Here is an 18,899-nt window from a genome sequence, read left to right on the forward strand (position 1 = left end):
CGTAATATTATTTTGCTGCTGGGTCCTCATTACCCATTAATCGATACATCAAAGCCAAATTGTGTCTTTCCAAACGCTTCCACTGCGTCTTCGTAAAGATTGGACCGATGTGTGCATACTACCAAAATGTCGCGAACGAACATTTCAATTGGATCTCCTTTAAATACGGAAAATCCGCCAAGTGTCAATAAAACTTTCACCGCAATGTCCGATACGTTCTTCGTGATTTTTGCCCTTATCGCGGCGAATTCACCACGTTTATCTTCTTTTCCCATTTCATAGTTTTCTAATAAAGAAATATATTTGTCTAATAGACCTTCCGCTTCGTAATATTTAATCGTTAATTCAGCTAATACTCCCTGATGACGGGACTCCTTAGCGGATTTTCCTCCTAATCGAACCCTCTTTTCCGTTCTGTTCTTAAATTCTTCCAGTAAACGCTCTGCACCACCAAGCGCTACCATCGGGAATCCGATACAAAAAGATGAGAAAAATGGAACATCATAAAGAGGATAGTCTTCATCATAACCTTCAGGTGGTCTGCCTGTACGATCTGCAGCAGTAAGCCGTATTAGATGGTGCTTTGGCACATAGACATTATCGACAAATACTTCGTTGCTTCCAGTACCTCTCAGTCCTAACGTATCCCAATTTTCAATAATTTGAACATCAGATATCGGTAATGTCAGCATGCATAATTCAGGTTCCTCACTGTGGTCCAACTTCATTTTCACTGCAAGAGCCACCCAGTCACTATATAAGATACCGCTTACAAAACTATACTTTCCGGTTATCCGATAACCTTCCCCATCCTTTTCTACTTTTCCGATTGGAGCAAAAATATCTGCTATTAATCCTCCCTGATTAATAACTTCTTCTGCCCCTTCTTTCGTCATATAAGCTACTAAACTATTATGAATGGAATAAAGAAAGGTTAACCAAGCAGCAGAAATATTATATTTTCCAACCGTGCGGATAATCTTAGAATAATCCCTTAAATCTACTTGTGGCTCCCCATATTTTTTTGGCAGTAACAATTTAGATAAGCGGGCCTCTTTAATCGCATCAATGACATTTTTTGAAACTGTTTTGTTTTTATCTGCTTCAAGTGCTTCAGATTCTGCAATTTTCCCTACCTTTTCTGCTCCTTTTAATAACAAGCTCAACTCGGCTTTGTTTTCATCCAATAAATTGCTTACCATTTTTAGCACCCCTTTTATAGAATCTCCTCTTTTTCTTTTACTTGATGGCAATATCGTGAAGCATTTTCACCAGCAATTTTTCCAAAAACAGAGCCTGCCATTAAGCCGGCCCCGCCAGGATAGTTAAAATAGAATAATCCGCCAACGAGTTCTCCTGCAGCGTACAATCCTGGAATGGGCTGATACAGTACGTCTTGTACTTCAGCCTTTGTATTCGTTTTTAAGCCTCCAAAGGTAAAGGTAATCCCACATGTAACGGCATATGCTTCAAATGGGCCTTCATCTAAGGTATTAGCCCAGTTGGATTTTCCAATCTCTAAACCTTCTGTACACTTTCCATCTTTTTCATTAGGATTGAACGGGATTTCTTTACATACAGCCTGATTGTATTCTTTAACTGTTTTTAAAAATCCCTCTTTATCAACACCTTCAAGTTTCTCTGCCAATTCTTCTAATGTCTTGGCTTTCACCTTTGTGACTTGTCTGCCTTGATATTCATCACGTAATAGACCCGTCACCTTTTGATCAAATATCTGCCAGGCAAATTGGCCGGGCTGTTCTAGAATCTGCTTTCCATATTTGGCATAAGTATAGTTTCGAAAGTCCGCCCCTTCATCCAAAAAGCGCTTTCCTTCAGCATTTACGATAATGCCAAATGGATAACTTAGCCTTTGAAAACCTTCAGTAAAATCTGGCAAATATCGGTCTCCGCCAACTGCATGACAGCCAGACCAATTTCCCGAGGCAAGAGCTCCGATTTTTAGTGCCATACTAATTCCCTCTCCGGTGTTATAACGGCTGCCTCTCGCATGGGCCAGGTCCCATTTCGGACCTAAATAACGGGTCCGCATTTCTGGATTGGCATGAAAACCCCCAGAAGCTAAGATCACTGCTTTAGCACGGACTTCTGTCGTTCTTCTTTTATGTTTAAACATAACTCCATGAACCCCATCGTCATCATGAATCAGTTCGGTTGCCATGGCATCGAATAATACGTGCACACCTAGTCTCGCTGCTTCCTCATGCAGTGAGTCGACTAAACCTGGACCGCCACCGGCCGATTCGGCAATCATTCCGCCCCAAAATTTGAATTTACCATCCACTTTAAAGGCTTGGCGCCCATAAATAGGCACAAATCTCACCTTATGGGACACAAGCCATTTCATCGTTTCAAAACTATTACCGGTTAGGAGTGACGCTAGCTCTGGATCGGTACGGTATTCTGTCATACGGCACATATCATGAAAGAATTCCTCTTCCGTGTAGGATCCGAAGTCTGTGATTGCAAAATCTTCCGCTGTTAAGTCAGGCATGATTTGTTTTAAATCATTATTGCCGTCATAGGCAAACCGGATTGAACCATGTGTGTAAGTGCTGTTTCCACCTTTTTCTGCTTCTGGTGCCTTTTCTAATACCATGACTGATGCGCCATTTTCACGTGCGGAAATAGCAGCGCACATCGCAGCATTTCCTGCTCCAACGACCACAATGTCTGTTTCATACTTTCTAATTTCAGTCACAGACCTCTTCCTTTCTTTTTAAAAAAGCTGACTCAATTTGGTGGTGTTGAGTCAGCACATTATTTTAAGCTTCAATGGTTGGTTTATTCATTTCCTTATCCATCACAGAATCGCCCCAATAGGTGTTGCCGATCGAGTGATCTTCCTCGGACCATTCAACAGGCTCCCAGTCTGGTTCTAAGATTAAATAGGATCCGCTGAACAGTTCTACACGGCAGCCGCTTCCCGGATCGATTACATAAAGATAAAATGCTTGGGAAACTCCATGCTTTCCCGGGCCGATAAAATGGATTCCGTTTTCTTTCAATATATCTGCAGCCCTAAGAATATCTTGAGCATTGTCCAGCCAGTAGGAAATATGGTGGAGCTGGTTTGGTGTTTTTGCCTGTGGACGTGTAATGACTGCAATATCATGAACTAGAGGAGTCACGCTCATCCAGCCGGCAACAATGTTTTCATTTTGATATTTCACATACTCACGCAGTTTAAAGCCTAATTGCTTTCCTAAGTAATCAAGAATTTCCCCAACCTCCATAGAAGTGGCAATATTTACATGGTCAAATCTCCTTGGGGAGCAGCCGCGTGCCCATGCTTTGTAGGTTTGGTTTTTCAAAACAGATCGTCTTTTTTCATCCACTTTCGGTTTTTCGACATCATAGTAGATTTCAAAGGAATGCTGGCTAGGCAGTTTAAAACGGATTGCCCTTCCTTGGCCCGTTTCTTCTCCTGCTTCAATCCATCTTACTTCTGTCCCTGCTTTTTCGAGCAGCCGGGCAAAACCTTCCACATCTTCAGGCCGCTTGGTTCTCCATGCAATATGATCAACATAGCCGCGGTCTCCTGCCGTTAACGAAAGGGTGTGATGTTCAAAGTCTCCCCATGCCCGCAGATAATAGGTTCCATTTACTTCTTCTGTTACTTCCAATCCAATTACATCCCTGAAAAACCAAAGTGATTTTTCAAGATCTGGTGTGACAAGTGCTACGTGTCCAAGTTTTGCAATCTCTGGCAACGACATTCTTTTGACCTCCTAGAGTTTACTTGAGAAATAACTTTGAATTAAATGATTAAAGCTTTCCTGCTGCTCAATTTGCGTCCAATGACCGGTTTGTCCATAAACATGCAGCTGAACATTTGGCAGGTAGGTTAACAGGTAGTAGCTGGACTCAACAGAGCAAACCATATCATCGCGGCCATGTACGAGTAACACTGGGTGCTGGATTCGCTTTAGGGCGGTTACAGGCACTGGGACAGGAGTGGTTGCAAAAATAGATTCATTGGAAAGATGGATTTCCGGACGCACGGCTGTCACATAACGAGTTTCTGCCAGTGCGTCTATTTCAGGCGCTAGCTTTTCGGCATCGTAGACAAACCAGCTCATAATTTGACGCATTTTCTTTTCGGATGGATTGTCATAAAAGCCTTTGGCACGGGCAAGCTCTGTACTAAGTTTGGTATTTGGCGTTCCTCCTGGTCCCATTAGAACAACTTTCCCAAATCGTTCTGGATATTCCAGAAGCAGCTCAAGTGCCACAGAACAGCCTAATGAGTTTCCGACCACATGGGCTTTTTGAATCTCAAGTTCATCAAGCATTTCGATCAGTTGATTAACCCAATGATCCATCCACCCCTGTCTGTTCTTTGGAAGTGGATTGGGGTGGCTGCTATTACCAAAGCCGAGCAGATCCGGTGCAAGACAATCATATTCCTCACTGCAGGCAGCCAAAGCATATCGCCAATTGGCCCATGCGAACACTCCAGGTCCAGAACCATGTAAAAATAAAATGACTTCAGAATTTCCTTCACCAGATCGATTTAAATATGTTTCATAGTTATTCGTTTTAATTAATTGTTGCGTAATATTAGACATTTGGATTTATTCCTCCTTCATATGGACTCTGTAAGCCTTTGCATTTCTTTCGAAAAATATCTTTATCTGAATTTTAGAAAATTAACTATTTTCTTTCTAGATAAAAAACTATCTGATTCCAACTATTTTTCCGGTAATTTTTATTGGTTTTTTACCAATAAACAGAGAAAAGAAAAAGCAATCCTACACTTGAGGACTGCTTTGTTATCTATAGTTCCAATTCCCCCAGAGCCTGTAATGAATCAAGGATGAGCAAAAGCTGATAGCTTTGGATGGAATCCCGTAAGTTTTTATTAATCAATGTTTCTATTTTATTGATCCGATACATTAGCCCACTCATAGATAAGGCAAGATCATCCATTGTTTGCTGCAGTTTCCCCCCATTTGCTAAAAAGACATAAAGGGTCTTGATTAATTCCTTTTGCTTCGCATCTTCCTGCTTGTAAAGCGGACCTAATTCCTGCTTGGCAATTTTCTTAATTCCGCTGATATTTTTTGAACTAATCAACACGCCCACAATTCCTAAATCTTTAAAACAAATGATTTTCTTTTCCGTAGCCATCCTCAAAGCAATTAAGGATTCTTCATAACAATCGAGTACACTGCCTATATCTTCCGCTTTATCACTGATTCCCATTTTATATTGGAAGGAAGAATAGGCAGCTCCCAGGTGTTTCAAAATCTTTTCCATTTTAGATGGTACGTTATTTATTTCGGGAATCAGCATAATGATTTGACCTTCAAACTGGCCTATCAATACTTTATAACCCTGGATATCGAGATATTTGGCGATGGTCTCTAAAACTTGGTCATGATGATCAAGTTGATTTTTTGCTGCACTGCCTTTCTCTTTATAGGCTATTGCGACGATATAAAATGGCTTTTTAAGATCCACCCCCATATACCGCCCTCGGTTAATGATTTCTTCTTTAGTAGAGTACTGGCCTTTAAAAATTTGCTCTAAGAAATATCCCTTCATTTTTTCTAATGCTTCGAAACTAGTTTTTTCATTCAAAAGGTACAAAGAAGCGGCATTGGCTAATCGCTCAATAAACATGATATTATTATCGGCCATTTTTGCGATATCCTTTGAATAGATGAATGTGCAATACCCAATAATCTTTTTATGCACAATGATTGGAGTTACAAGACGTTCTTGATTTTCTGTTTTTAGTCTAGTAGTTTCATTAAATAGTGGAAGGTTACTATTGTTTTTTCTATTTCTTCGAATAAGGCTCACTTTTAGTTCTTTGTTCAGTTTTGAATAGTCTTCTGTGCTGATTCCAGCGTAAACGATTTTCTGGAAACTTAAATCCTCAATCGAAATGGGAATCCGCAATAATTTAAAAGTAGTATCCGCAATATCCTGCAGATTGCTTCCATTAGAAACACTTTCTGTTAATTTCTTATGAAAGGTTGAGACTTTATCGATATAATTCCGCTGCTCTAACAACTGCTCGTACGTATACTCAAGCTCTTCAATAATATTGGTTTCTTGATAAAATGCCAGCTCACCGCTAATTTCACTTCCCCAATCCTTCTGTAGCCTTGCCTCAAAGCAGCATTCCTCGTCTCCTGTGGCAATACAGCTTATTTCCTTAACAATGACACTTTTTTTACAAACGGTTGACATATAACCGCTTGCATATCCGGTCAGGGTATGACAAACAGGAATATCCGATTTCCCATGATGCTTTAGATGCTCATTTGCTTCAAACGAGTCAATCCATTTCCCCTTCCCAAGAATTGATTTAATCGTTTCCGAATCACTCATTTCAAGGATTCTTTCAGACTGAATATCCTTAATATGGCCAGTACTTAAATGGAGTATAGATGCCTGCGCCAAAAGGTCATCAATGGAGGAAGTGTGTTTCATAGCTTCTTGCGCATCAGTTGCTCCTAAGCTCCAGCCGTAACGGAGAAGAAATCCCTTCGCCCTTTTTGTTCCTAAATTCTCAATAATCCCTTTTCGTAAATGTCCAAATGCACTGGCTGTTGTAAGAATTTTTTTATTCCTATTTTCAATGCCGCCGCTAGGTTCCAGTATATTAGCTTGATGACCTTTCATACTCTCACCCATTTCCGTCAAATGATTTACTTAATTCCAATTTTACACTTTGTCATATTTTCACCTGCTTTTTTTGAAGGTTGCCGAAACCTTGCCTATTTGTTCAAACTCTGCTGAGAATGTATCTCCATCTTCAATTGGAACCGCCTTGGAAAGTGCGCCAGCAAGGATGACTTCTCCGGCATTAAGAGCAATCCCGTATCCCCCAAGTGCGTTGGCTAACCAGGCCACAGCTTTGGCAGGATGCCCCATTACAGCCGCACCAAGTGCAGAGTCCAAAAATTCACCATTTCGATAAACAGTCATACCAATACTGGCAAGATCAAGTTCCGTTAGTCTTGTCTTTTTCTGGCCGATTACAGCACCAGCTGATGACCCATTGTCCGCTACCGTATCTTCGAATTTTATTTCCCAATCTTTTATGCGGCTATCAATAATTTCAAGTGCAGGAACAACATAATCGGTTGCATCGATTACATCATTCATGGTTACTCCAGGTCCCTGTATATCCTTTTTTAAAACAAAGGCAATTTCAAATTCTACCTTTGGTTGAATAAATCTTTCTAAGGGAATTGTTTTACCTTCTTCAAAAACCATATTATTAAGGATATGTCCGTAATCTGGCTGATTCACATTCAACATTTCCTGCATCGCTTTACTAGTAAGACCAACCTTTTTTCCCACAATGACTGCACCATTATCCACTTTTCTGCGTATTTGCTGAAGCTGGATTTGGTAAGCATCATCAATAGAAATTTCTTCTATTGATGATGTAAATGGGGCGATTTGTTTTTTCTCATATTCAGCTTCCAGCAGGGCAGATGCCGCTTTTTGAATATCCATAGTATGGCCCCCCTTCCAATAACACTATTTTTATATCGTACAAGCCTTTTCTTCCGTTAATGACCGGTATCGTCCACTGTAAAAAATCAGTGGTTCTGCCTCTTCTAGGTGAATATCGGTAACTTTGCCGATAAAAAGCGTATGGTCGCCTTCTACATGTTCCGCTGAAACTTCACAGGCAATTTGTGCGACAGCACCAGCCAAAACTGGCTTTCCATCAAGACGATCAAATGCCACTTCACGAGGTTCTTTTATCTGCCCCGCAAAAATCATCGACAGTTCTTGTTGGTCCGCAGCAAGAATATTTACTGAAAATGTGTTACTTTGTTTAATTTTTTCAAGAATGCGAGCATTTTCACCTATAGAAATAACAACTAGCTTTGGACTAAGTGAAACAGACATGAAGGCATTAGCTGTCATTCCATGCACATCTCCTTCCACATCTGTGACAATAACGGTTACACCGGTTGCAAACTTCCCCATCGCTGTGCGAAATAGACGATCATCCATTTTCTTATCCCCTTTCTGTTTTAATACTATGTCAAAATTCTACTATTCTATTAAATCTATTATGCCTCAATTGTTGGATTGTTCTCTGGAAGCGTATCCATTTGATCCCCCCAGAAGGTGAAACCGATATCCATTTCATCTACGGTCCACTCAATTGGTTCCCAATCAGGTTCAAAGATTAAATATCCATTTGTGAATAATTCCACGCGCAGTCCGCTTCCTGGATCAATCGCATAAATATACATTGCTTGAGATATACCGTGTTTACCAGGTCCTTTGAAGAAAATACCATGTTCTTTTAAAATATCTGCAGCTCTAAGAAGGTCTTGGGCATTATCCAGCCAATAAGATATGTGGTGAATTTGATGGGTAGTTGGCGCGAATGGGTCATGGCTGACAGCGATATCGTGTACTAAAGGTGTAACACTTAACCAGGCGCCGACTAAAGAATCATCAGGTGCTTTTACGTATTCACGCATTTTAAATCCTAACTTTTCTTGAAGATAATCTGAAATGACATTTGCTTTCAATGATGTTAAGAGGTTGACATGATCAATTCGTCTTGGTGAAACACCGCGTGCCCAGGATTTATAGGTCTGATTTTTTAAAACAGAACGTCTAGATGGATCAGCTAATGTTTTTTCCATGTCATAATAAATTTCAAAGCGATGTTCGCTGGGCAATTGAAAACGAATCGCTCTTCCCTGCCCTGCTTCCTCCCCAGCTTCAACCCATGCTACTTCGGTACCGGCTTCCTGCAAGAGTTTAGCAAAACCTTCTACATCTTCAGGGCGTTTTGCCCGCCAGGCAATATGATCAAGCTGTGGTTTTTCACCAGCTTTTACGGAAAGGGTATGGTGTTCGAAATCTCCCCAAGCGCGTAAATAATGGATACCGTCTACTACTTCTGTTTCCTCTAAACCAATCACTTCTTTATAAAACCAAAGTGACTTTTCAAGATCTGTCGTAACTAACGCCACGTGTCCTAACTTTGCGATTTCCGGTAAACTCATCCAAATTGCCTCCCTTTATTTTTGAATAATTTGAAAACTATTGACATGCTTAGTTAATTTTAATCAATTAAACAAAATAAGTATTCGGTTCCTGTCCACAAAGAACTCTTCCATACGTTTCAATCAAACTAGAAGGTGTGATGAAACCGTGTAAATGCATGGTTAAGAAATCTCGATAGACTCTTTGAAGTGGGTTTGTATCGTAGGTGAACATCGAGCCGACGCCAGCTACTAAGAGATCAATTGCTTCTTTACATAATTGATTAACATAGCCAAAATCAGCTTTCACTTTAATAATTTCGGCCGTATCCATTACCTCTCCTCGTTCAGCAAATGCATCGATTTTGTCGACAGCTCGATATAGATGAAGCTCTGCGGAGTCAATTTTAAGTTGTGCTTGTGCTACCTGGTGGTGTGTTACAGCTGCTTCGCTTTGTTTTCTATAGAAGGTATTTCCTATACCTGCCTTAGGGAGTCTTTCCATATATAAATCCATTGCCGCCTGAGCGAGTCCTAATGCAGGTGCAACAATTGACAATGTAAGCGACGGTACAAAGGAAGAACGATACAATGCAACTTCTTTTAACGGCTCAATTAGATAGTGACCTTTGCTAGCTAAGCGGTCCAAAGACACATGGTGATCAGGGACAAAAACATTTTTAATTTTGCAGCTATTACTGCCTGAACCCTTTAACCCCATTACATACCAGTCGTCAAGAACTTCTAATTCGTCACGTGGAATTACCATAATCGCCATTTCCACGCCGCCATTATCATCTACGATCGGAAAACCAAAGTAACACCAATCAGCATGCGGGCTTCCTGAAACAAACGGCCACTGTGCTTCCTCAATATAATATCCACCGTCAACTTTCTTGATATCACACTTAATAGGTTTAAAGTTTCCAGCTAAAACGACATCTTCACCCGGTTTATAAATTTCATTTAATGCTTTCTCACCAAAAGTATACGAAATCATATAATCTCTAATATTACTTAGTGCAACAAACCAGCCTGCAGACCCATTGCCTCGGGCAATTTCGGTTACAACCTCTGTATAAGTGCGCATATTTGTCTGATAACCGCCAAAAAGATAGGGGCGTAAAACTTTTAAAGTACCTTCTTTTTGCAGATCCTCAATAATGGTCTTAGGTAATGTATTCGTTTTTTCTATTTCTTCACTATATTCCCGTAATTTCGGGATTAAAGATCGGGCCTTATCCACCAATTCTCTTTTTGTTTCCAGAACACCCTGTTCCATAAAAATTACCTCCCGCAAATTAGACTTTTTGCTTTTTCATCTGTATGGTCTTGACTAGTTAAACACCCGCTGTTTTATTTCGATGTTCTGATATTTTTCTCCTACTAACTGAGACACCCGGCGCATATGCTTTTCCATCAATCTTTTTGCCATCTTACTGTCTTTTTCTTTCAGACTATAATATATAACCCAATGCTCTGTTTGAGATTGTTTTCTCCGTTCAACGGTAAATATGTCATCTGGATTCCCAACAAAATTCAAGTAATCCCAAAGCTGATTGGCTAAATTAAAAGTGTAGGTTAACTTGGAAGCTCGATAAATAGTCCGGTGAAAATCAATATTAAGGCTGGAATAGTCATCGACTGACAGCTTTGGATTATCCATTTTCTTTAAGGTTGCTTCCATATAATGAAAGTCTTCATCTGTCAAATGTAAGGCTGCTTGCTCCGTCATCAATGCATCAAGATTTGCACAAACCAATAAGCGCTCGATAACTTCATTTGGATCTGGTCTTTTAACATATACCCCTACTTGAGGAATAATGGTAAGAAACCCTTCTTGCTCAAGCTTCGATAATGCCTTGTGGATTGGCGTTCTGCTAATATTTAATATTTCAGATAGTTCATTCACATTGATAGTTGCTTCCGGTTCCCAATTGCCCTCAATAATTTGTCTTTTAATATAACGATAAGCCTTATCTATTTTCATGTTCATACACCTTCGATTCTCTCGTATTCTTGTCTTATCTCCATATTATGGCAATTCGTTAGTGGAAGTCTACCAACTAAACAATATGCTGCCATATTTATTGGAAATCAACGGTGTATTTAGCAAGAACTTAATGCTTCCTTTTCATAGTCTTTCTATAGTTCACCGTTGAAAAAATCTGATGTTAGTTTGATAAATCTTTCTTTTTGCTCTACTTGCGCCCAATGTCCACAACGCTTAAAGATATGAAGCTGGGCATTTGGCAAATGATCCATTACATATAGACTGCTTTGAAGCGGTACAAATCGGTCTCCATGGCCATGAATTAGTAAAATAGAATGATCCATTTGTTTTAGTGCGGATGGTGGAACAAGCATATCGGTTAACTGTGATTTCGAAAAATTTTCTTCATAGGATCTGCGGACCTCTGGCTTCAAAAATAACTCCAATCGCTCTGCAACAATTGCCTCAAGCTCATCTTCCAGAACGCTTTGATCATATAAAAACCAGCTTAATAGATTTTTAAATGCAATAGGATTTGGATCCTTATGGAAGTTTGCTAATTTTGCAAGTTCTGGAGTTGGTTCAGTTAAGCCTCCGCCTGCCCCCATTAATACAACACGGTCAAACCGTTCCGGAGCATACATGAGAAGATGCAGGGCAATGACACCTCCAAGGGAGTTACCGACTAAATGTGTTTTTTCAACCCCTAATTCGTCCATTAATGCTAGAACCTGTTTGATCCTTTCATTCATCCATTCTGCCCCATTTTTCGGGTAGATTTCAGGATGGTCAGTGTTGGCAAATCCGAATATGTCTGGCGCCAATACATGAAAATTTTCTTTGAAATGTGGTAATATGTGCTGCCAATTTGACTTTGCACTTACTCCAGGGCCGCTGCCATGTAGAAAAATAATCGTTTCCGCGGATGGCACACCGCCTTCATAGAAAAATGTTTGATAGTCTCCTGTTTGGGCTTTTCTAGATAAAATTTCCGCCATTCTTTTATAACCCCACTTTTCAAAAATAATTTAGAACTCCCAGGTTACCCCAACTAAAATTTTAGTTAGGTGTTAATAATGTGATAATAGTGGTAAATAACCAAAATAAAGCGCTTTCTTGCCTTGACTATAATTCTACATCTGTATATTTCGCTTTGTCAATAAATTCTAAATATTTTTACTGGTACTTCCAAATCCCTTTTTGGAACCCGCACTGAAATCGCCCAAATCAATGCCAGCACTATTAATCCAATCGCACTTACAGCTAAGGGAAATCTACCAATATCCTGTGTAAATAAGGTTTGGATAAGCTGAAATCCAAAAGGACCCATGATTCCTCCGAGACCTTGACCTACAACGACTAATCCCACGGCCGATGCACCAGCAGGGGAAAGTTCAGAAACTTTAGTAAAAACACCTGGGAGACCGATTCCCATTGCAAAGCCTCCTACAAGACTTCCAACAAAAATCATCGATAAATTTTGGGAAAAGTAACAAACGGCCATGCCTAGTCCCGTTACTAAAACAGCCACCGGTAAGTAATAGTTTGGCAGCCTGTGTTTTATTTTTCCAAATAAAAACCCTGCAAGCAGTGTTCCAAAAGTAAAAACTGAGATTGCCAGACCAGCCTCGGTTGCATTACCCAATTTATCGGCTTGAATGACAACGGAAATATTCGTTACATAGCCAAAAATCAAACCGGAATATAATACCTGTCCTAAGCAAACCCAATAGATTGATTTCGGTAATTTAACCTTTTGGCTAGGCGCTGATCCTTCTGTTTTATCATGCTGTTTCTTTTCAGGCTCTGGAAGATAAAGGATTGTAACGGCTAGTATCCAGATTGGGAATAGGTAGGTTAAGAAACCATAGTGCCAGCCAAAAGAATCTGCTAAAATGCCACCAACTAATTGAAAGAATATCGCTCCAATACATGCGATAGTTGAAGTTCCAAAACCGATTAAGAAATCCCTTTCTCTGCCATCAAAGAAATCGGTAATCACATCTACCGATAATGGCATAGTGATCCCAACACCAAGCCCTAAAATACCTCTCATTACAATAATTAGTGGTAAACTATCAATAAATGTAGGGAGTACTCCACCGATAATAAAAAGGCTTAAGCCGATAAACAAAAGTGTCCGCTTCTTGAAAATTTTGGTGAGTTTACCGTAAAAGAGTGCCGGAAAAATTTGAATTAATCCTGGAAAGGTCGCAACTAACATAACGATTGTCGGGTCATATTGTGGAAACGCCTCAATAATGTCCGCCATAATTGATCCAGCTACCCCTGCAGCTACATCCTGGAATGCAAGAATGACAACCAAAAACTTGAGGAAATTTCTGCTGATTGTTTTTACTGCCAATGAATAAACCTCCCTTTATTCAATAATTGAATCAAAACGGTGAAAGTGGAAAATAACTAATGAATCCGCTTTCATAAAAAATTAAATTTCTGACCGTGTCTATCGCTTTTGTTGGCCATCGAAAACAATAGACTAAAATTCAAGTTGAAACCCTACTAAAATTTTAGTTTTTCTTCTCTCGTTACTAATAATAGCCTTTACTGTAAAAAAAGCGCTTTCTTTTACTAACTGTAATTTTACATAGGTAAATATTCCTTGTCAACGTATTCTGAATATTTTTTATTTTTAAAAATTAAGTATTATTTTACGAAAACACAGAAAAATGCGCTGAAAAATTCAGCGCATTTTTCTGTAATCCTAATTCAAGTAAAATTTTACTACTAATCTTAAAAAAAGGATATCTTTTGTTTAATCGCAATTAAAAAACCATAAAAAACTATCTAACTGACATGATTCTTCAATATTCCTCTGCCAACCTTCGATATTTTCCACTATAATAAATAAGTGGTTCGGAATCTTCAATCCGAATGTCTGTAACCTTTCCAATAATCAACGTGTGGTCCCCCTCGACATGTGCACCCGAGACTTCACAGGAAATTTGCGCCAATGAGTTTGGTAATACAGGAACGCCATTTAGATGTTCGAACACCACTTCTTGTTGATTTTTCACCTGTCCGGCAAAAACCATTGACAGCTTTTGCTGGTCAGCAGCAAGGATATTAACGGAGAATTTCCCGCTCTGCTTTATTTTTTTCAGCATTTGTGCCTTTTCTGCAATAGAGACTACAACAAGTTTCGGATTCAGTGAAACGGACATGAAGGCATTGGCGGTCATCCCATGAACATCTCCGTCAACCTCTGTTGCCACGACTGTTACCCCTGTCGCAAATTTGCCCATCGCATCGCGAAATTGACGATCATCCATCATGCTCCACTCCTTTTCATCCACCAAAATTGGATATTAAGATTCCAAAGCAGGCGGTAAATAATAATATATTTAATCCCAGACCAATTAATGCCCCCTGCCCTAACCGGTTCCTTTTCATTGCGAAACTTATGATTGGAAACAGAACTAAGCCAATGATTGCAATACACAAATAGGCAAAAAAGATAGAGGCAAACATAAATAAAACGAATAAACCTAGTAAGTAAATTCCAAGAGAGATTCCCATTCCAATCCAAAAGTCTTTTAATGACCCATCTTTTTTATTCCCTTGATTTGGACTCACCTCAAAACACCCCTATTTCTGTAGAATAGAACTTTTTTGTGACCGTCTTGCCTCTTTTTTCGGGTTTGCGGGCACAATATACGACTATTCCGCACTAACAAAAGTTCGCCCTTCAAGCTCTGCCTGAATTTTCTTCAGCTCTTGCTCTTTCTCATCGCGATAAAATAAATTATACGTGTCAAACGGAATGATGCGGCCATCTGGATGGGCAATATGAACACATGATTTTTTCACAGAACGGACATCAAAATTATATGCGTCTAAAAACTGCATGATAATCACACGGAATACATTGTCATAGCCAATTTGTCCAGGCATCGAAACTTTCGGAAGACAGCATAATAAATCCTGTAAAGATAAGGCCGACGAATCTGGTGAGTGATTTAGCGAAAACAGTTTGAAGATCATATTTTTAATATTATCATCCTGCTCAAATACAATCGTATTCCGTTCCCCCTCCAATAATATTTTCGGATCAATTAAACCTGTTAACGGTGTGACGTCACCCTCTTGTTTTAAGGCGTACCCCATTGCCAAGCAATCTGGGTGGCAGGGAACAGGGATGATGTCCTTTGGTCCAAATACATTCGATTGGTCGATAATCACCTGCCGGACTTCACTAAGCGTTAAACGATTCGTCGATGGATCGTAGTCTTCCAATCTCCCGGCTGCTTGGATGGGCTGGAAGGTTACCCCTCGCACACATGTCTGCTGCAAGCCATACTGAATGATTTTTCCAACCTCATGGTCGTTTAGTCCTTTTTTCAGTGTCACAACGAGGGTCGTGGAAATATTATACTCATTTAAATTCTCGATCGCTTTTTGGCGGATGTCTCGTAAATCTATCCCTCTTAATTCTTCAAGGGCTTCTTTTTCAAAGCTATCGAATTGAAGGTAAATTTCAAAGCCGGGAGAGTAAGCGGCAAGCCGCTTTACAAATTCCTTATCATTGGCAATTCGCAGCCCATTCGTATTCACCATTATATGCCGGATTGGTCTAGATTTTGCCAGATCGAGAATGTCAAAAAACTGCGGATGGATGGTTGGCTCTCCGCCGCTGATTTGAACGATATCTGCATGCCGCTCATTTTTTATAATATTATCGAGCATAAATTCAATTTTTTCCAGGCTGCGGAAGCTCCCTTTTTGCGGGGAAGATTCTGCATAACAAATCGGACATTTCAAATTGCATCTCTCGGTTATTTCTAACAGCGTCAAGCAGCTATGCTGTTCATGGTCGGGACATAGTCCACAATCATACGGACAGCCATACTTAATCGGTGTATTCCACCGATAAGGCATTTCCGAGGGCTTAATAAACTCGCGGCACCATTTATAGTAGGCAACATCTGTGGAAATCAATACTTTCTCCCGCCCATGCTGCATACAATTCTTCACCAAATATACTTTTTCATTTTCGATAATGACCTTTGCTTCGACTTTACGCAGGCAGGTTGAACAAATACTGTTCGTTAATTCATAAAATAAATACGGACGGTTAGGCATGGACTTCTCTCCTTCTTTCTGTTTGTTTTTTATTTATTAACCAGAGGTAATACGCGATTCCGAGTAAACTTGCAAGCTGAATATTATTAAGGATCCAGTATGGGTGGGGTGTTGGTTTAATGAAATCAATCATCAAGCGGAATGATAAATAACTAAGCATGAATAACTGGAACAATAATCCCTCCCATCCAACTTGTTTCCTTTTTATTTGATAGAGTACAATAATTAGAACTAGCAAAAAGCATATTTCATATAACTGGGTAGGATGCCGCTTAATTCCGTCCCCAAAGTCAACACCTGTAAACCAAGTGGTTGCCACACCGTATGTATGATCATCTAACCCTGTTAAAAAGCAGCCGATTCTCCCAATCATCATCCCCACTGCTAAGGGCAGAACAAAATCATCTCCGGTCGAACGCGTCCAGCCAATTAATTTTTTGGCTGTTTCTACACCAATTAATCCGCCTAATAATCCGCCGACAATCGTTTTCCCTTCGATTAGATAAATAAGATTATTCCAATTTTCTAGTGTCTTTTCGGGGTCTTCAAACAAATAAAGAAACTTCGAACCTAAGGCGGCGCCTAATGTGGCCCCAACTACCACCCATAGTGCTTTATCCATCGGAATTCGTTCCTTATTTCTCGTAAATAAATATACTCGGAAGCCGATAAAGTAAGCTAGCGCTTCAAATAACAAATGCGGATGAATTCCAAATATATAGAAAGGAAAATTCACCTTTTTCTCTCCTTTCTAAAATCAAGCTTTGTTTCTATATTATCAGAATATTAATAATAAATAATGACTTTCTGTTAATTTTTGCTTGTTTAATACCATTTTTTCTCTATTTGTCTGCTTACAAATTGAAAAAACGAACATCATCTTTAATATTAGATGATGTTCGTTAAAAATAATAAATTATAAAAACATACTTAAATTCATGACAGTTAATACAGCCTGATCTGAATAAACCGTGCGCTGGGCAATTTTCCACTCCCCATTTACTCTCCGGATTATATCTTCCCGCTCTCCAAATAGTTCTTCTGTATTTATTTCTGAAGCTCTGCTCCGTTTAAATAAAAAATAACTTCTTACTTTATATTCATCCGCAATGTTAGTAGGTTCTATCATTATATTGCTAATAAAATGCCTTTGTCTTGGGGCAGGATTATCAACCCAGGCTGATTTTGTATAAAGCCTTTCCACTCTTACTGAAATATCATTTTTTGTATCTGTAATATAAGTCATTTCATTTATTAAATTTGTTTCCACTTTATTGTCAACGGTTACCCTTAAAGGCATGATATATGTAATGTCATCTGCAAGCAGACTCAGCCAATCCCGGTATTGTCGATGATCGAGTAAATATGCTTCCTTATAGAGAAATTGCGAAATTTCATAATGTAAATCATTTTCCATCAGCCTTCCCCCTCCGATTCCTTCATTAAGAGCTCAAGCCAATATTTGTGCATACTTCTGGCAGCGTGGTCAGTGTAACATGTTGGGTATGCTATGCCCGGACCTGGAAAATTCTCATCTGGCTCTACATTATCAAAGCCCATTAGATAGTTAGCAACATTGTTGTAACTTAATTTTCTGTCTCTTGCCATCCTTCCTTGACTTGCCTCAATAATGCGCGCCCAATTTTCTGTATCATCCTGTTCGAGCGTGCCTGCTGCTCCAAAGGTAGCAAGAAAACCTTTATATGATTTTTCCTTGTAATCTTCTGGAAGTTCCTTATCAATCATATACCACACCCAAATTTCCACTTTATCCGGGGCTATTGGCCTCCATACCCGAAAATTAAGATGATTATGCTTTGTTCCTTCAGAGCCGCTGCATGAGCTTAAAAATGAAAGGTTTGGAAATACTCCACCTACAAAGTTCGTTACTTTTGAGAATACTTCCAATTGTTCTTTATTTAAATTTTTTTCGAACATCGGCCACATAGATTCTGGCATCCCCTGGTATTTGTTTGCCGATTCTCCAGTTGCAGATGTGATGACATTGATTCCATGTCCATTAGAGAGCACGACTTGATGTCCATACGAGGCATATAAGGGATCTGTAGGTGTAAGCTTCATTTCTACCGCTGATCTGTGTGTTGTCTGAACGTGGTAAGGGTCAGCTGCGAAGTTTTCACTTGTCATTTTCCAATTAGCTTTTGCCACCCAACGCTGTGGAAGTCCTCTTACTTCCATACCTCCATCACTACGTCCTAGCATAATATCAAAATACCATTTCATCTCACCTAAATATTCTTCTAACGGAACTGCATTAAAATTGAGGTTGCCAAAGATCATACCTTGATAACTTTCAACACGTGGAACAGGACGGAGCCCCCACTCACTTTTGTCCATCTTTTCTCCATACACTTTATTGCCGGCCACAATCCCAATTAATTCGCCATCAAGATTATAACTCCATCCGTGATACGGACATGTATGCGTTTTCTTTTTTCCGAAATCTTCTGTACATAATCGTGTACCTCGATGAGAGCATGAATTAAGAAAGGCCTTAATTTCACCATTCTTATTTTTCATTAAGAGAATCGGGTCATCGGCCATCATTCTAGTTATGAATTGTCCAGGCTCTTTCAATTCCGATTCGTGTCCTAGAAATAACCAGGTCTTAGAAAATATCCTTTCTTGTTCCAAATTATATATTTCCGGATCCGTTACAACCCACTGCGGCAAATATCCGTCTTCCATTTTTTCTTTCATTTGCTGAAGCTCTTCTAATTTCATATGTTGGTTTCAACCTCCTTTTATTAAAATCGATTTGGTTGCTACGGGCTCATCCT

Annotated in this window: 18 protein-coding genes; all 18 read right to left on the reverse strand. The window is 39.5% G+C overall.

Annotation, left to right across the window (positions count from 1 at the left end):
• Positions 1–29 precede the first annotated feature (29 nt).
• Positions 30–1,202 carry an acyl-CoA dehydrogenase family protein gene (locus tag ACIQCO_RS01525; protein WP_400425017.1) on the reverse strand — a complete coding sequence of 391 codons (1,173 nt, stop codon included), beginning with the start codon at positions 1,200–1,202 and terminating at the stop codon, positions 30–32.
• Positions 1,203–1,216: 14 nt separating this feature from the next.
• The gene (gene tcuA, locus ACIQCO_RS01530; protein ID WP_400425019.1) at positions 1,217–2,722 is read right to left on the reverse strand and encodes an FAD-dependent tricarballylate dehydrogenase TcuA; all 1,506 of its coding nucleotides are present in this window, start codon (positions 2,720–2,722) and stop codon (positions 1,217–1,219) included.
• Between the two features lie 64 nt (positions 2,723–2,786).
• Positions 2,787–3,740, reverse strand: a complete 954-nt coding sequence (locus tag ACIQCO_RS01535) for a VOC family protein (RefSeq protein WP_400425022.1) — start codon at positions 3,738–3,740, stop codon at positions 2,787–2,789.
• A gap of 12 nt (positions 3,741–3,752) precedes the next feature.
• Positions 3,753–4,592 (reverse strand): alpha/beta fold hydrolase, encoded by an 840-nt coding sequence (locus ACIQCO_RS01540; RefSeq protein WP_400425025.1) that lies wholly within the window; start codon positions 4,590–4,592, stop codon positions 3,753–3,755.
• A gap of 208 nt (positions 4,593–4,800) precedes the next feature.
• Complete coding sequence (locus tag ACIQCO_RS01545) at positions 4,801–6,660, reverse strand: V4R domain-containing protein (protein ID WP_400425028.1); 1,860 nt, start codon at positions 6,658–6,660, stop codon at positions 4,801–4,803.
• A gap of 60 nt (positions 6,661–6,720) precedes the next feature.
• Positions 6,721–7,503, reverse strand: a complete 783-nt coding sequence (locus tag ACIQCO_RS01550) for a 2-keto-4-pentenoate hydratase (RefSeq protein WP_400425031.1) — start codon at positions 7,501–7,503, stop codon at positions 6,721–6,723.
• A gap of 30 nt (positions 7,504–7,533) precedes the next feature.
• Entirely contained in the window at positions 7,534–8,013 is a 480-nt protein-coding gene (locus ACIQCO_RS01555; RefSeq protein ID WP_400425034.1) for a flavin reductase family protein, read from the reverse strand.
• A gap of 59 nt (positions 8,014–8,072) precedes the next feature.
• Positions 8,073–9,026, reverse strand: a complete 954-nt coding sequence (locus ACIQCO_RS01560) for a VOC family protein (protein WP_400425039.1) — start codon at positions 9,024–9,026, stop codon at positions 8,073–8,075.
• A gap of 67 nt (positions 9,027–9,093) precedes the next feature.
• Positions 9,094–10,287 carry an acyl-CoA dehydrogenase family protein gene (locus ACIQCO_RS01565; protein ID WP_400425042.1) on the reverse strand — a complete coding sequence of 398 codons (1,194 nt, stop codon included), beginning with the start codon at positions 10,285–10,287 and terminating at the stop codon, positions 9,094–9,096.
• Positions 10,288–10,341: 54 nt separating this feature from the next.
• Positions 10,342–10,995: a GntR family transcriptional regulator gene (locus tag ACIQCO_RS01570; protein ID WP_400425044.1), complete on the reverse strand. Its 654-nt coding sequence runs from the start codon at positions 10,993–10,995 to the stop codon at positions 10,342–10,344.
• 155 nt (positions 10,996–11,150) lie between these two features.
• On the reverse strand, positions 11,151–11,996 hold the full coding sequence (locus tag ACIQCO_RS01575) for an alpha/beta fold hydrolase (protein ID WP_400425047.1): 846 nt from the start codon (positions 11,994–11,996) through the stop codon (positions 11,151–11,153).
• Positions 11,997–12,154: 158 nt separating this feature from the next.
• Positions 12,155–13,363, reverse strand: a complete 1,209-nt coding sequence (locus ACIQCO_RS01580; RefSeq protein ID WP_400425050.1) for an MFS transporter — start codon at positions 13,361–13,363, stop codon at positions 12,155–12,157.
• A 457-nt stretch (positions 13,364–13,820) separates the two neighbouring features.
• Complete coding sequence (locus tag ACIQCO_RS01585; RefSeq protein WP_400425052.1) at positions 13,821–14,288, reverse strand: flavin reductase family protein; 468 nt, start codon at positions 14,286–14,288, stop codon at positions 13,821–13,823.
• Positions 14,289–14,304: 16 nt separating this feature from the next.
• Positions 14,305–14,592, reverse strand: coding sequence for a hypothetical protein (locus ACIQCO_RS01590; protein ID WP_400425055.1), 288 nt, complete (start codon positions 14,590–14,592; stop codon positions 14,305–14,307).
• An 84-nt stretch (positions 14,593–14,676) separates the two neighbouring features.
• The gene (locus ACIQCO_RS01595; protein ID WP_400425058.1) at positions 14,677–16,098 is read right to left on the reverse strand and encodes a radical SAM protein; all 1,422 of its coding nucleotides are present in this window, start codon (positions 16,096–16,098) and stop codon (positions 14,677–14,679) included.
• Positions 16,091–16,834 carry a prolipoprotein diacylglyceryl transferase gene (locus tag ACIQCO_RS01600; RefSeq protein ID WP_400425061.1) on the reverse strand — a complete coding sequence of 248 codons (744 nt, stop codon included), beginning with the start codon at positions 16,832–16,834 and terminating at the stop codon, positions 16,091–16,093. Before ACIQCO_RS01600 ends, ACIQCO_RS01595 begins: the two co-directional genes overlap by 8 nt.
• Before the next feature lie 180 nt (positions 16,835–17,014).
• On the reverse strand, positions 17,015–17,515 hold the full coding sequence (locus ACIQCO_RS01605) for a 3-phenylpropionate/cinnamic acid dioxygenase subunit beta (RefSeq protein ID WP_400425064.1): 501 nt from the start codon (positions 17,513–17,515) through the stop codon (positions 17,015–17,017).
• Positions 17,515–18,843 carry an aromatic ring-hydroxylating oxygenase subunit alpha gene (locus ACIQCO_RS01610; RefSeq protein ID WP_400425066.1) on the reverse strand — a complete coding sequence of 443 codons (1,329 nt, stop codon included), beginning with the start codon at positions 18,841–18,843 and terminating at the stop codon, positions 17,515–17,517. The genes ACIQCO_RS01605 and ACIQCO_RS01610 overlap by 1 nt, the downstream gene beginning before the upstream one ends.
• Positions 18,844–18,899: the final 56 nt, after the last annotated feature.

Origin of the sequence: Neobacillus sp. NPDC093127, assembly GCF_044754175.1 — a bacterium.
Taxonomy (GTDB): Bacteria; Bacillota; Bacilli; order Bacillales; family Cytobacillaceae; genus Neobacillus.